The 14,464-nt window shown below is 57.9% G+C and carries 13 protein-coding genes; 8 read left to right on the forward strand and 5 right to left on the reverse strand.

Annotated features, from left to right (window positions below; all coding sequences use genetic code 11):
• Nucleotides 1-9: 9 nt before the first annotated feature.
• The 6 genes from ACOTTU_RS15620 to ACOTTU_RS15645 all read left to right on the forward strand — a co-directional run bounded on the left by ACOTTU_RS15620 (nt 10) and on the right by ACOTTU_RS15645 (nt 5,526).
• Nucleotides 10-1,095, forward strand: coding sequence for a cupin domain-containing protein (locus tag ACOTTU_RS15620; RefSeq protein WP_425659389.1), 1,086 nt, complete (start codon nt 10-12; stop codon nt 1,093-1,095).
• Between the two features lie 84 nt (nt 1,096-1,179).
• Entirely contained in the window at nt 1,180-1,569 is a 390-nt protein-coding gene (locus ACOTTU_RS15625; protein ID WP_425659391.1) for a cytidine deaminase, read from the forward strand.
• Complete coding sequence (locus ACOTTU_RS15630) at nt 1,566-2,882, forward strand: thymidine phosphorylase (protein ID WP_425659393.1); 1,317 nt, start codon at nt 1,566-1,568, stop codon at nt 2,880-2,882. Before ACOTTU_RS15625 ends, ACOTTU_RS15630 begins: the two co-directional genes overlap by 4 nt.
• Nucleotides 2,882-4,075 (forward strand): phosphopentomutase, encoded by a 1,194-nt coding sequence (locus tag ACOTTU_RS15635; protein ID WP_425659395.1) that lies wholly within the window; start codon nt 2,882-2,884, stop codon nt 4,073-4,075. Before ACOTTU_RS15630 ends, ACOTTU_RS15635 begins: the two co-directional genes overlap by 1 nt.
• Nucleotides 4,076-4,174: 99 nt before the next feature.
• Nucleotides 4,175-4,807: a uracil phosphoribosyltransferase gene (gene upp, locus ACOTTU_RS15640; protein ID WP_298914856.1), complete on the forward strand. Its 633-nt coding sequence runs from the start codon at nt 4,175-4,177 to the stop codon at nt 4,805-4,807.
• A gap of 92 nt (nt 4,808-4,899) precedes the next feature.
• Nucleotides 4,900-5,526 (forward strand): hypothetical protein, encoded by a 627-nt coding sequence (locus tag ACOTTU_RS15645; RefSeq protein ID WP_425659397.1) that lies wholly within the window; start codon nt 4,900-4,902, stop codon nt 5,524-5,526.
• On the opposite strand, the gene ACOTTU_RS15650 is transcribed toward ACOTTU_RS15645, so the two are convergent.
• Entirely contained in the window at nt 5,523-6,536 is a 1,014-nt protein-coding gene (locus ACOTTU_RS15650) for a hypothetical protein (RefSeq protein WP_425659399.1), read from the reverse strand. The two genes, ACOTTU_RS15645 and ACOTTU_RS15650, sit on opposite strands and share 4 nt — an antisense overlap.
• Before the next feature lie 102 nt (nt 6,537-6,638).
• Complete coding sequence (locus tag ACOTTU_RS15655; protein ID WP_425659401.1) at nt 6,639-8,270, reverse strand: AMP-binding protein; 1,632 nt, start codon at nt 8,268-8,270, stop codon at nt 6,639-6,641.
• Between the two features lie 140 nt (nt 8,271-8,410).
• Between ACOTTU_RS15655 and ACOTTU_RS15660 the strand changes: the two genes are divergently transcribed.
• Together ACOTTU_RS15660 and ACOTTU_RS15665 are read left to right on the forward strand one after the other, a co-directional pair.
• Entirely contained in the window at nt 8,411-9,067 is a 657-nt protein-coding gene (locus ACOTTU_RS15660) for a sulfotransferase family 2 domain-containing protein (protein ID WP_425659403.1), read from the forward strand.
• 233 nt (nt 9,068-9,300) lie between these two features.
• A complete protein-coding gene (locus ACOTTU_RS15665) occupies nt 9,301-9,981 on the forward strand; it encodes a Hint domain-containing protein (RefSeq protein ID WP_425659405.1) in 681 nt (226 codons plus the stop codon).
• An 88-nt stretch (nt 9,982-10,069) separates the two neighbouring features.
• Here ACOTTU_RS15665 and ACOTTU_RS15670 read toward each other — a convergent pair whose 3' ends face one another.
• From ACOTTU_RS15670 to ACOTTU_RS15680, 3 genes are read right to left on the reverse strand one after another with little or no spacing between them, the layout of a single operon-like run.
• Nucleotides 10,070-12,271: a 3-hydroxyacyl-CoA dehydrogenase NAD-binding domain-containing protein gene (locus ACOTTU_RS15670; RefSeq protein ID WP_425659407.1), complete on the reverse strand. Its 2,202-nt coding sequence runs from the start codon at nt 12,269-12,271 to the stop codon at nt 10,070-10,072.
• Nucleotides 12,268-13,218, reverse strand: coding sequence for a hypothetical protein (locus ACOTTU_RS15675; protein ID WP_298914876.1), 951 nt, complete (start codon nt 13,216-13,218; stop codon nt 12,268-12,270). The genes ACOTTU_RS15670 and ACOTTU_RS15675 overlap by 4 nt, the downstream gene beginning before the upstream one ends.
• A 3-nt stretch (nt 13,219-13,221) precedes the next feature.
• On the reverse strand, nt 13,222-14,433 hold the full coding sequence (locus tag ACOTTU_RS15680) for an acetyl-CoA C-acetyltransferase (RefSeq protein WP_425659410.1): 1,212 nt from the start codon (nt 14,431-14,433) through the stop codon (nt 13,222-13,224).
• Between the last annotated feature and the right edge of the window lie 31 nt (nt 14,434-14,464).

Consider the following 14,464-nt stretch of genomic DNA (forward strand, 5'->3'; position numbering starts at 1 on the left):
GGACGAATGATGAGCGATATCAAGGCCGAATTCCTGTTGCCGACGCAAGAGCTGCGCAACGATATTCCTTTTTTTACCAAAGTGTTGGGTATGCGCATCGATATGATTTATCCCGCAGATGATCCGACCGTGGCAGTGTTTTCCGGACATGGTCTGAGGATACGCGTGGATAAGGCTGCCGAGACAACGCCCGGCCATATTCGGATACTTACCGAAACGCCCGAAACCTTTGCGGATGGCAAGAGGCAACTGACCGCGCCCAATGGCACAACTGTTGATATTCTGCCGATGCATGAACCGCTTGTGATGCCCGAAACTGTCCATAGTTTTGTTGTGAGGCGTCTCGCGGATCAGGCGCCATGGATCATTGGCCGCGCGGGCATGCATTATCGTGATCTGATACCCGACAGGCTGGGCGGGTCCATCATTGCCAGTCATATCCGCATTCCCGATGGGGGCCCGGTACCGGATATGGTGCATTACCACACAGTCGGGTTCCAGTTGATCTTTTGTTACAAGGGGTGGGTTGATCTGGTCTATGAAGATCAGGGAGAGCCGTTTCGTCTGCATGCTGGAAATTGCGTGATCCAACCGCCGCAGATACGCCACCGCGTTCTCTTTGCCTCCGAAAATATCGAAGTGATCGAAATCGGCGTTCCGGCAGAACATGTCACGACCATCGATCACGAGATGGATTTGCCCAATGGCCCTGCCGATCCGGTCCGGGAATTCAGCGGCCAGCGCTTTGTGCATCATAAGGCGGAAGAGGCGATTTGGGCCCCGTTTCGCGTGCCCGGATATCAAAGCCGCGACACGACAATCGCGGAGCACACCGCCAATGTCGCCGGCGTGCATGTGGTGCGTCGCGGCGACAACGATCCCGGCTGGACGCGGCATAACAGCGACATTCTTTTCACCTTCGTTATGGAAGGCAATATGGTTCTGGAAGGCGAAGGACGGGACCCTTACCCGTTGGCGCCGGGAGACGCTTTTGTGATCCCGCCGGGTATGCGGGTGCGTTATTCTGATCCCTCTGAGGATGTCGAACTGCTCGAAGTCTCTTTGCCGGGTGTTTTCGAAACCATCAATGGTTGACGTCAGATATGTGGTCTGTGCTCTTGCATTGAAGCGCGCCAGCAGACACGCTGTCGTTTGACAACGATGTTGAAAGGCTCGCCCATGTCGCTCAAAGAGGCCGCAACCGCTGTACGCGAAAACGCGCACGCGCCTTATTCGAATTTCAAAGTAGGGGCCGCCATAAGGGGGGCGTCCGGCAAAATTTACGCCGGGTGCAACGTGGAAAACGTGGCATATCCAGAAGGCACCTGTGCCGAGGCCGGTGCAATCGCCGCCATGGTTGCGGCTGGAGAGACCAGATTGATCGAGGCCTATGTGATCGCGGGATCACCAACGCCGGTAACGCCATGCGGTGGGTGTCGCCAGAAACTTGCTGAATTTGCTGATGGCGATGTGCGCGTGACCCTGGCGACAACTGGCGGGATTGAGCAGGTCACCACGATCGCTGACCTCCTTCCCGGTGTTTTCAATGCCGGCCACATGGCCTCATGAGCGCGCCGAACGCCCGTAGTGTATTGGCCCGGCTACGACATGGAAAGCCTTTGCCGACATCGGATTTGCAGTGGCTTGCCCAGGGTCTGGCGGATGGGTCCATAAGCGATGCCCAGGCGGGTGCCTTTGCCATGGGTATTTGCGTAAGGGGTCTTGACGAAGAATCGCGTGTGGCGCTGACGCTTGCCATGCGTGACAGCGGAGATGTCTTGCGCTGGGATCTGGGCGGACCGGTGCTGGACAAGCATTCGACGGGTGGGGTGGGCGATTGTGTTTCGCTCGTTCTGGCACCTGCTCTCGCGGCTTGTGGTGCATATGTTCCGATGATTTCGGGGCGCGGGCTGGGACATACCGGCGGTACATTGGACAAGATGGAGGCGATCCCCGGGGTTGCCACGCAGCTCGAAGAGGAACACTTCCGCGCGGTTGTGGCCCAGGCTGGCTGCGCCATCGTCGGCGCCAGTGCTGATATCGCGCCTGCGGATAAACGGTTTTATGCGGTGCGTGACGTGACATCGACCGTCGATAGTCTGGACCTGATCACCGCGTCGATCCTTTCCAAAAAGCTTGCAGGGGGATTGGACGGGTTGGTGCTCGATGTGAAGGTCGGCAGCGGTGCGTTCATGAAAGACATGGATGCCGCACGCAGCCTCGCGCGATCATTGGTCGATACCGCCAATGCTGCGGGATGCAAGACCACGGCCGTGATCAGCGACATGAACCAACCGTTGGCATCCAGCCTGGGGAACGCACTTGAGGTGGCGGAGGTCATGCAGGTCTTGACGGGCCAATCGCGGGGGCCTCTCGTGGAAATTTCCGCGGCTCTGGGCGGTGTTCTGCTGGCAAATGCAGGCCTTGCAGAGGATGTTCAGGCGGGGGCCGACGCAGTTTCGGAAGCGCTGCACTCCGGTCAGGCCGCGGAGCGCTTTGGCAAGATGATCGCCGCGATGGGGGGGCCGATTCATTTCGTTGACAACTGGTCGCGCTTCCTGCCCGAGGCCACGGTGATCCGGGAAGTGACTGCGCCAAAGGCCGGATATGTCACTGAAATTGATGGTGAAGCGCTCGGGATGGCCGTGGTTGCCCTGGGCGGAGGGCGCGTGGTGGAAAGCGATGCGATTGACCCGTCCGTTGGTCTTGGGCAAGTTGTGCGTCTTGGAACGAAGGTTACGCGTGGCCAGCCGCTGGCTGTCGTGCATGCCGCCAGACCGGACGCGGCAGAGCGGGCGATAGCTGCTGTTCGCGCAGCGATCTGGATCGCGCCGGAACCCCCTGCGGAACCTCCTGATCTGGTCAAGGAAAGGGTCGGCTGATGGCACGCGCGTTTCTTGTGGTGATGGATTCGGTCGGGATTGGTGGGGCCCCGGATGCCCACACGTTTTTCAATGGTGATATTCCTGATGAAGGCGCCAATACGATTTGTCATATCGCTCGTGCCTGTGCGCAGGGCACCGCTTTGGAGGCCCGTCTTGGCCCACTCATGGTCCCCAACCTTGATCGGCTGGGACTGGGGCGGGCTGTTCAACTGGCCAGTGGGAACCTAGCACTCGGTCTTGGGCAGGAGCCCAGAGGTACCTGGGGGGTCGCCACCGAAGTGTCGAGAGGTAAAGATACACCCTCGGGTCATTGGGAGCTGGCAGGTGTGCCGGTCCCGTGGGATTGGCACTATTTCCCCAACGCTGAAAGGGCTTTTCCGGAAGACCTCGTGGCCAGAACCTGCGAGCTTGCCGGGACAACCGGTATTCTCGGAAATTGTCATGCCTCGGGGACATCAATCATCAGGGGCTTTGGTGAAGAGCACATGCGAACCGGGCAACCGATTTGCTATACCTCAGCGGACTCCGTTTTCCAGATTGCCGCGCACGAAGAAACCTTTGGATTGGAAAAGCTGTTGGCGCTCTGTGAGGGGCTGGCCCCGACACTGCACGAGATGAAGGTTGGGCGGGTCATCGCCAGACCGTTTCTGGGGACCGAGGCGGAGGGCTATTACCGGACCTCAAACCGTCGGGATTTTGCGATATCCCCCCCCAAACCAGTTTTGACCAATTGGGTGCAGGACGCCGGTCGCCGGGTGTATGCGGTCGGAAAGATTGGCGATATTTTTTCGATGGAGGGCATTGATGAAGTGCGCAAGGGGCCCGATGCGGCATTGATGCGGCACTTGGGCGATCTTGTAGAAACGGCAGAGGATGGCAGCCTGACATTCGCTAATTTTGTCGAATTCGACAGCCTTTACGGACATCGGCGCGATGTCTCGGGATACGCCCGGGCGCTGGAGTGGTTTGATGAGGAAATTGGAGCGGTGATCGACGCTCTTCGATCCGGGGACATGCTGCTGTTGACCGCAGATCACGGCAACGATCCGACATGGGTCGGAACAGATCACACGCGAGAAAGAGTGCCGGTTCTGATCGCGGGGGTTGGGACCCAGGCACTTGGGCAAATCGGGTTTACAGATGTCGCCGAGATTGTTGCGCGCCATCTGGGGATCGATCCGCCTTCCTGACCGAATGCTCCGTGGCTTTTTTCCTGTCCATGCGCGCCTCGGGTTGCGGCCCGGCGCGCTTCAGGGCTAAAGGGTGTGACGTCAAAAAAGAGGTGCCCCATGAGCGATCACGTAACAGTTGTCGACCACCCACTGGTCCAGCATAAACTTACGATCATGCGGGACCAGAAGACCCCGACAGCCGTTTTTCGTCAATTGCTGCGCGAAATCAGCCAGCTGCTGGCCTATGAGGTGACTCGCGGCTTGCCCATGACCACCAAACGCATTGAAACCCCGATGCAGGCAATGGATGCGCCCACGCTTTCGGGCAAGAAACTTGCGCTGATTTCGATCTTGCGCGCTGGCAACGGGCTGCTGGACGGCGTGCTGGAATTGATCCCGTCCGCACGCGTTGGCTTTGTCGGTCTTTATCGCGATGAAGAGACCCTGCAACCGGTACAATATTACTTCAAAGTGCCCGAAGCGTTGGAGGATCGTCTGGTCATTGCTGTGGACCCGATGCTGGCGACGGGCAATTCGTCGGTGGCCGCCATTGATCTGCTGAAAAAGGCCGGTGCAACCAATATCCGATTCTTATGCCTTCTGGCCGCGCCCGAAGGTATCAAGCGCATGGCTCAAGCCCATCCGGATGTTCCGATCGTGACAGCGGCGGTGGATGAAAAACTTAATGATATCGGATATATAGTGCCGGGCCTTGGGGATGCGGGCGACCGTATGTTCGGCACGAAATAGATCGACAGAGATGAGCTGCAAATCGCTGCCGCTTTAGCTTGCCTTGTTCGACATATTCGGGCATCGTCCCCCTATATCTTGTGGGGGCAATGATGAGAATTACCAGAATTATCGCGATTTCCGGCCTTGCTTTGGCGATGGCGACGGGTGGTTTTGAAGTTAATGCCCAAAGCGCCACCATTGCACCACGTGAATTTCCGCCGGTCAGTTATACGGGCAGACAATATGTCGACAGTACCGGTTGTGCCTTTATCCGAGCGGGGATTGACGACGCTGTTCAATGGGTGCCGCGTGTCACGCGGGATCGCAAATTGATCTGTGGTATGAAGCCGACATTTGAGGTGCGCGTGGCAACGCCGCAGCCTGCTACTCAAGAAGTTGTGGTCATCGGAGAAGATCCGATGCCGGTTGCGGTGTCCAAAAGTAAAACGCGCACAAAGCGCGTGGTCCCTGCCCGCCGTGCAGAACCGAGCCTTGCAGGCACGGTCGTCACGCCTGAGAACGCGGCGTCCAAGGGCGTTTCCCAGACCGCCCGCGTGTTGCCAAGACATGTGTATGAAGAGCGGTTGAACACACTGAATGTTGCCGTGCCGAAGGGATATCGCACCGTCTGGCAGGATGATCGTCTTAACCCTCGGCGCGCCGAACAGACCCTTGCCGGACGTGCCCGCATGCATCAGATCTGGACAAAAACCGCGCCGCGCAGGCTGGTTGACTAACCACCACAAATGTTTTGAAGCCGCAGCCAATCGGCATCGCTGAGGAGAGACTTTGGCGACCCGCCCCTCATCGGATCTGCCTCGATCAGCGGCAAAACCGTTTCTCCGGTGATATCTCGGGCATAGGCATAGGGCGTGCTGCGCAGTTCGGCCATGGCAAAGACGGGCAACAACCCTTCGGGTGACGGTGGTTTGGTTTTCTGCGTCAGTAGGAATTCAGCATAGCTGTCGAGAAGCTCGCCGTTGATCTTGCCGGTTGTCAGTAACTGAAAACTGGCCCAGGTACCGCTGACGTCCAGCAATTGGCGTAGCGGATCATTTGCGCGGGACAGGCTTTGTTCGACCATGGCGTATCCGGCGATCACATCCGGTTCTTCGAAATCTTCGACCAGACTTCTGTTCAGAAGGATATATCCGCCGGGCAAATGCAAACTTGTCATCACGGTTCCGGGCAGCAGCACCAGTTTGTCAGCGCCCAGCCGCGCGCGCATGGTGCTCAGCGCACGCACCCCCGCAGGCTCCGAGCAGCTTGCCCCTGTCATGCGCTCGATCCTCGAGAGCAGCGCTTTGCCGATTTCGGCGCGTTTGACCGATGGCACAACCGACAGCGTATGGTTGATGAGTGCTTGCGGTACCCAAAAAACGGCGACCGCGAGAACCGCCGCGATGGAAAGTGTCATGCCCAGCCAGCGCAATCGTCCTGGCTTGGGGCGCGCCCGTTCAACAGCGCGCCGCAGTTTTTCAATCGCATCTATCATCTGCGCTTCACCCGTGCCGAGTTCGAGGGTTTCGTTCGGATCACCGTCGGGGTAGAAAATAGCGGGACGTTTCCCGGGATTGGCGCGCTGGACAGCCGCAAGCGACCAATGGGTGATGGCTCGGTCCTGCATATCCGAAATGATCAGGGTTGCATCACCAATGGAGACGATCACCTCACGCCGCTGATCATCCGGCGACAGGCGCCAGAGTCCACTGGCTTCAAGCCGGGCGTATTTCTTGAGGGCCGTCATGGCGGGTGCTGCTGCTGCTCAATTTCTTCTTTGGCGCAGTCTACCACCTGACCGCGCCGGAGCAATGGGGTGCGGCATGTCGGAGCACCGCCGGGTTTCGAATTACCCCATGTCTTTTGCGCGTTTTCTCAGTTCAAATTTCTGGATCTTGCCCGTGGAGGTTTTGGGCAATTCATCGAATACCACGTGTTTGGGAGCTTTGAACCCGGCCAGCGTCTGACGGGCAAAGGCGATCAACGCTGCGGCGTCACCGGTGGCGCCCGGCTTTAGCTCAACAAATGCGCAAGGCACTTCACCCCATTTTTCATCCGGCTTTGCAACCACGGCAGCCAGCAGAACATCTTCATGGCCCATCAAAACCCCCTCGACCTCAACCGACGAGATGTTTTCGCCCCCGGATATTATGATGTCCTTGGCGCGATCCGCGATCTGCATGTATCCATCGCCATGTTGCAGGGCAATATCACCGGAATGGAAATATCCGCCCTGAAAGGCATCGGCGGTGGCTTTTGAATTCTTGTAGTATCCCTTCATGACCGAATTGCCGCGGATCATGATCTCGCCCTGCGTGCTGGCGTCCATGGGAATCTGATGCATGTCAGTGTCCATGACGGTGATGTCTTCCATCATCGGAAAGGCCACGCCCTGACGGGCTTTGACCGCCGCGCGATCAGGTTTGTCGAGCCCATCCCAATCCGCGCCGCGCCACAGGCATTCGGTGACATGACCATAAGTTTCAGTAAGCCCGTAGACCTGTGTGACATTGAACCCCAGCGCTTCGATCTTGCTGAGCGTCGCTGGGGCAGGGGGGGCGCCTGCCGTAAAGACTTCGACCACATGGCTGAAGCTGCGCCGCTCTTGCGCAGGCGCATTGACCAGCATGTTGAGCACGATGGGCGCACCCCCCAAATGGGTCACCCCCTGTTCTGCGATCGCGTCATAGATCGCAGGTGCCGTGATGTCGCGGCAACAGACAATCGTGCCGCCGATCAGCGGCATCATCCAGGTGTGGTTCCACCCATTGCAATGGAAAAGCGGCACAATTGTCAGATAGATCGGGTGCAAGACCATGCGCCAGCTCACGACTGTCCCCATGGTCATCAAATAAGCACCCCGGTGATGATAGACGACACCTTTGGGGCGCCCGGTCGTGCCCGAGGTGTAGTTGAGCGCGAGGCTTTCCCACTCATCCTCCGGCATGATCCAGTCGAAATTCGGATCGGCCCCCGCGAGCAATTCCTCGTAGACCTTGTGCTTGCCAGAGGCCGGGTAGCCGGCAGCATCATCAGGCACTTCAATAAGGATTGGTGGCGGGCCGTCCATCCTGTCGCACGCCGCTTCGGCCAATTCCAGGAACTGGCTGTCGACCATGACAATTTTCGCCTCGCCGTGATCAAAGATGTAGCTCACGGTATCTACATCAAGCCGCGTGTTGATCGTGTTCAGAACCGCGCCACATGCGGGCACGCCGAAATGGGCTTCGGCCTGTGCGGTGACATTCGGAATGAGCGTGGCCACAACGTCGCCGGGATTGACGCCGAGCGTTGTCAGCGCGGATGCCAACCGCGTGCAGCGTTCATGGTACTGCGCATAAGTTGCGCGATGATTTGCATAAATCAGGGCGGTGTGATCCGCAAAGACATGGGCGGCACGTTTCAGATGCGAGAGCGGTGTCAGTGGCACATAGTTCGCAGCACATTTCTCGAGCCCCGTTTCATCCCTCATCCAACCCATGTTGTTTCCCTCCCGGTCTCTTTTTTGTAGTTTAGGCGCAACGCCGCTTCTACGATATGGGTTTTGCGACATTTGAAAAGTGAATTGTCTTACATTTGGATTGCGCGTCGGGTCCCACAACACAGCAAGGGGTTTGGTGGATGATCATCTCTCGTGGTCGCAACTATGTCTTTGTCCATATCCCCAAGACGGGCGGAACCTCCCTGGCGTTGGCACTTGAAGCACGCGCGATGAAGGATGATCTGCTGATCGGGGACACGCCAAAAGCCCGTAAACGCAAACGAAAGCTGGAAGGGCTGCGCCCAAGGGGTCGGCTTTGGAAGCACTCGACCCTGGCCGATATCGACGGCATTCTGGCGCCCGGGGATTTGGCGGAGATGTTTATCTTCACTCTGGTGCGCAATCCCTGGGACAGGCTGGTCAGCTACTATCATTGGCTCCGGGAACAAAGCTTCGATCATCCGAGTGTCGAAATCGCCAGATTAACAACTTTTGACGCCTTTCTACGCTCGGAGCCTGTTCAATCCAGTTTGCGGAATGCACCGGCAAGTCACTATATGCGGGATGCAACCGGTGTCGAACGCTGCAATGCATTTGTCCGTCTGGAGAGATTTGAACATGACGCGGCGCGTCTTGAGACGCATCTGGGGTTTGCGCTGTCACTGCCGCATATCAACCGATCAAAGCGCAATGCGGACTACCGGGAATACTATGACGCCGAAACGCGCGCCCTTGTGGCCGACGTCTGTGCGGAAGACATCGCCCGTTTCGACTACCGCTTTGAACCGGACGAGTGATTCTCGCAAAGAGCGAGATGGTTAACGGATTGGCTGCGATCTGTCGGTGTCGTTAGAAAACTGTTTCTTTTCCAGCGTCAATCCGATCCGTCGTGATCTCATTACCCAGCGTCGGCGATCCAATGCCCCAGATGCGCCGTAATCGCGGCCAAGCGCCGACATGCTTTGGTCGTTGTTTGGAAAGGATCGTAAAGCGTCGCTGCCAACTCCGACGCAACACAATGGGGATGAAGATGAACATGTATCAACAGAGCTTGAATGCGTGGTCCAGGCTGGGGCGCTCGGTCCACCGCAAGAAGAACGCGCCGCCCGTCAGTCACGGCATCGTTGCCGGGACAAGGGTCGCCTCAAATCTTGGTTGGCGTGTGGCGGAGGCGTTGACGGTGGGAGACAAGGTTCTGACGTTTGACAATGGAGTGCAAACGATCATGGACATTCAGCGGACAACCTTGTGGGCTGATGGCACCGAAATCGCCAAAGGTCTCTGGCCGGTCGTGATTCCGGCGGGCGCGCTTGGCAACGCGCAGGAGGTGACGTTGCTTCCAGATCAGGGCGTCATGCTGGAAAGCGAAGCGGCTTCGGACCCCTTGGGTGATCCTTTCGCCGTTGTGCCCGCACAGGCTTTGGAGGGACTGTGCGGCATACACCGCAGCCCGCCGGCGCACTCGGTCGAATTGATCACCTTCTACTTTGCCCGCGATGAGGTGATTTACATTGACGGCGGATTACTGATCCATTGTCCACGCAGTGTTGTGCATTTGCAGGACATGATGGCACCGGAGGAAGTGCTCTATGAAGTTACCTCTGTGACGCAGGCCAGAGAAATCCTGACAGACAGCGAAATGACCCGACAAGCATTAGTCCAAAGCGGCGGCTATGTATTTGGGGCGACGGACATGGTTCTGGTCGCCTGAAGAGTTAACGCAAGACCTCGAGCAAAAACGCAGAGATAACTAGAAAGGGGGGCCGACAGACCCCCCTCACAATTCAAACCTTTTTCGTTCAGGCTGCGTTGGCGGTTTTGTCAAAACGACCGTAGAAGCTTTGGTTTTTTGCTGCCATTTCCCGCAAAAGATCAGGGCAGGCAAATCGATCACCATAGTTGGCCGTCAACTGGTCGCAACGCTCCGACGCATAGGCCGCACCCAGCATGTCGAGCCAGCTTAGCGGCCCGCCCGACCAGGGGGCGAAACCCCACCCCAGGATCGCGCCCACGTCGCCCTCACGGATGTCCATCAGCACACCTTCCTCCAGCGCGCGGACGGCCTCCAGCGACTGCGAAAACAGCAAACGGTGCTGAACATCCGTCAGTTCCGGTTGGTCTTCGGTGGTCGGATATTTGGCGTCGAGACCCTCCCAGAGACCCTGCCGCTTGCCTTTTTCGTCATAGCTGTAAAAACCGGCCGATGATTTACGGCCCAAGCGGCCTTCACCTTCCATCCAGAAGATCACATCGTCCACTGCCGCGTCAGGATAGGCATCGCCCATCGCCGCCTTGGTTGCGCGCGCGATCTTGGCACCGAGGTCGATAGAGGTCTCATCGACCAGTTGCAGCGGCCCAAGCGGCATACCCACCAGGCGCGCGGCGTTTTCGATCAGCGCAGGCTCGACGCCTTCCGCGACCATACGGATACCTTCATTGATGTAGGGGATGATGCAGCGATTGGCATAGAAGAACCGTGCGTCATTTACCACAATAGGTGTCTTGCGGATCTGGCGTACATAGTCGAGCGCTTTGGCGACCGCGCGATCTCCGGTGCCTTTGCCCTTGATGATCTCCACCAGCAGCATCTTTTCAACAGGCGAGAAGAAATGGATGCCAATGAACTGCTCCGGTCGGCTCGATGCTTTGGCCAGTTCCGTGATCGGCAGGGTGGAGGTATTGGAGGCAAAGATGCAGTCTTCGGGGATCACCGCTTCGACCTTAGCGGTCATCTCGGCCTTGACCTTCGGGTCTTCGAACACGGCCTCGATGATCAGATCGCAGCCCTTCAGCGCGTTGAGATCTGTGGTGGCTGTGATGAGGCTGAGCAGCTGTTCCTTTTTCTCGGGCGTGGTTTTCTTGCGCGCGATGCCTTTGTCGGCGAACGTCGCCGTATAGGCCTTGCCTTTGTCGGCAGCCTCTTGCGTCTGGTCGATCAACACTACTTCGATGCCCGCCTGCGCCGAGACCAGCGAGATGCCCGCGCCCATCATGCCTGCGCCGAGAACACCCAGTTTTTTCACCCTCTGGTCGGGCACGTCCTGAGGGCGCACAGCACCTTTCTCCAGCGCTTCCTTGTTGATGAAGAGCGAGCGGATCATCGCCTCGGAGGAGGGGTTCATCAGCACTGAAGTGAACCAACGTGCTTCGACTTTTAATGCCGTGTCGAAAGGCACAAGCGCACCCTCATATACGGCAGAGAGGAGCGCCTTGGCGGCAGGATAAACCCCTTGGGTCTTGCCGTTGACCATCGCTGACGCTCCCACGAAGGTCATGAAACCAGCCGGATGATAGGGCGCGCCACCGGGCATTTTGTAGCCCTTGGCGTCCCAGGGTTTCACCAGATCAGCGTCCTTGGCCTCAAGCACCCAGGCACGGGCATCGGCCATCGGATCGTTGGACACCTCGTCAATGAGGCCCGCCGACTTGGCCTTCGCAGGATCGACCAACTTGCCTTCAAGCAGGAACGGAGAGGCCGCCATGGCACCCATCTTGCGTACCAGACGGGTTGTGCCGCCAGCACCGGGAAAAATGCCGACCATGATCTCGGGCAGGCCAATTTTCGCCTTTGGATTGTTCGCCGCGAAGATGCGATGGCAGGAAAGTGGCAACTCCAACCCAATACCCAATGCTGTGCCAGGTAGCACGCAGGCGATGGGTTTGCCGCCCTTGAGTGTCTTGGGGTCCATGCCTGCGCGTTCGATCTTGCGCAGCAGCGCGTGCATGTTCATCACACCTTCGAATAGTCCTCTGGCGGGTTCTTGCCCGGCATCGGATTTCATCTTGGCAATCAGGTTCAAATCCATCCCCCCGGCGAAGGACCCTTCCTTGCCAGACGTCAAAACGATGCCCTTCACGGCCTCATCGGCGATGGCCTCGCTCATTAGCTTGTCAATCTCGCTGAGCCCTTCGTAGGACATAACGTTCATGGATTTGCCGGGAACGTCCCAGGTAATGGTGGCGATGCCGTCGCCATCTGTCGTCATGGAAAACTCGGTCATGTCCGGGTCCTTTCTTGGATTGTTCGAAGTGTCACCAGCGCCTTGGCAGGCTTTGGGACGATGTAGGGGAATTTGGTGTTGCTCAGCGAATTGGTCACTGATTTGAGGTACCAGTCGGTGCCCTGGCGCTTGAGCACCATGCGGGATTTGATCGGGCCGTAAACGCTTTTCATCCCGGAACAGAATTCGGTCGCATGATAACCGCAAAGCAAATCACCGGAGATGAATTCGGCCTTTTCGGCGTATCTGACGAGATGATCACCACCCTGCGCGACCACGCTTTCACGCAGATCATCGAAGAACAGGCGCACCTCCTCCTGAGACCGGATAACCACATCGGAACGCTCGGTGTGCCACGTGTAGGGAAACATCAAAAAGCTGCAGTAGGTTTCAAAATCATCCGCGTTGTTTGCTTCGGACAAGCCGTCAATGAAGGTCTGATAGAGGGTGAGGGGGGCCACCGCATGCTTTCGCACATCATCTTCCGCAGAGCTTGCACCGAAATGTCGCGAGGCATCCTGCGCCACGCGGGGGACGTGAATCGGCCACTTCGAGTTGCTCAACATGCTTTCGAGTTCCAGCATTTTCCAGATTCCGTCTTCCAACATCAGCACCATGCGGCTCGCATAGGTTTCAATCACCGGGGTTGCGTCTTTGAGGGAATGCGTGACGTGATGGCCCGCAATATAGTTTTCCCCCAAAAACGACGCGTCAGTCGCCAGCCGTACCCAATTCGTGACGCCGAGCCCTCGAAGTGTTGCGCCGTAAACCTTGAAGCCTTCCGCAAGATCCTCTTCGGTCTCCACGATCACTTCGCTGTTCACGGTACGACGCAGGTACGGCAGTTTGGTCCTTTCCAGCGCCGTCGCCACGTCTCCCATCATGGTGGCTGTCGAAAGCGCGTCCAACACCCCCTGATAGATTGACATGGCTTCGGCGCTGGTCACTTATCAGACCCGCTCGATGATCGTCGCCGCTCCCATTCCCGATGCGATACATAATGTGGCCAGACCAACTTCCTTGTCGGCACGTTCCATTTCATCGAGCAGAGTGCCGATGATCATCGCGCCCGTAGCGCCCAGCGGGTGGCCCATGGCGATGGAACCGCCGTTTACGTTGACTTTTTCGCTTTCCACATCAAAGGCTTGCATGAATCGCAGGACTACAGCGGCGAAGGCCTCATTGACTTCAAAGAGGTCGATATCCTTGATGTTCATACCATTGTCGGCGAGGATTTTCTCGGTCACGGGCACCGGACCGGTCAGCATGATGGTCGGGTCCGTTCCGATCTTCGCGGTGGCCCTGACGCGCGCGCGGGGTGTCAGCCCGTATTTCTCGCCAAAGGCTTTGGAACCGATCAGAACGGCGGCCGCCCCATCCACGATGCCAGAAGAATTGCCTGCGTGGTGAATGTGATTGATCTTTTCCAGATGCGGATACTTCATGAGGGCAACCTTGTCGAAGCCCGGCATCACCTCACCCATGGCCTGAAAGGCGGGATTGAGGCCACCAAGCGATTGCATATCCGTCTGCGGACGCATGTATTCGTCATGATCGAGGATCGGCAGGCCGTTCTGGTCACGGATTTCGATGACGGATTTGGCAAAGCGCTTCTCGTCCCATGCCATTTTGGCACGGCGCTGGGATTCCACGGCCAACTGGTCGGCATCATCACGGCTGAAGCCGTATTCTGTGGCGATGATGTCTGCGCTAATGCCTTGAGGAACAAAGTACTTTTCCATTGCCAGAGTTGGATCCACGGCAATGGCCGCGCCGTCGGACCCCATGGCCACACGGCCCATCATTTCCACGCCGCCTGCAATATAGGCGTCGCCCGCGCCGCCTTTGACCTGGTTCGCCGCGAGGTTCACGGCCTCCATGCCGGAGGCACAAAAGCGGTTGATGGCAAGGCCGGGAATGCGCTCGTCGAGGTCAGAGGCCAGCACGGCCGAACGGGCCAGACAGCCGCCCTGTTCCATGACCTGGGTGACGTTACCCCAGATCACGTCCTCGACGGCGTGGCCTTCCAGATTATTGCGCTCTTTCACGGCATTCAATGTTTGCGCGGACAGGCGCAGTGACGTGACTTCATGCAAGCTGCCATCCTTGCGGCCCTTGCCCCGTGGCGTGCGCAACGCGTCATAGATATAGGCTTCTGTCATGGGTGTCTCCTTTTCGCGCGCATAGGCGCGG

The organism is Roseobacter sp. EG26 (assembly GCF_049830555.1).
In the GTDB taxonomy this organism is placed as follows: Bacteria; Pseudomonadota; Alphaproteobacteria; order Rhodobacterales; family Rhodobacteraceae; genus Roseobacter.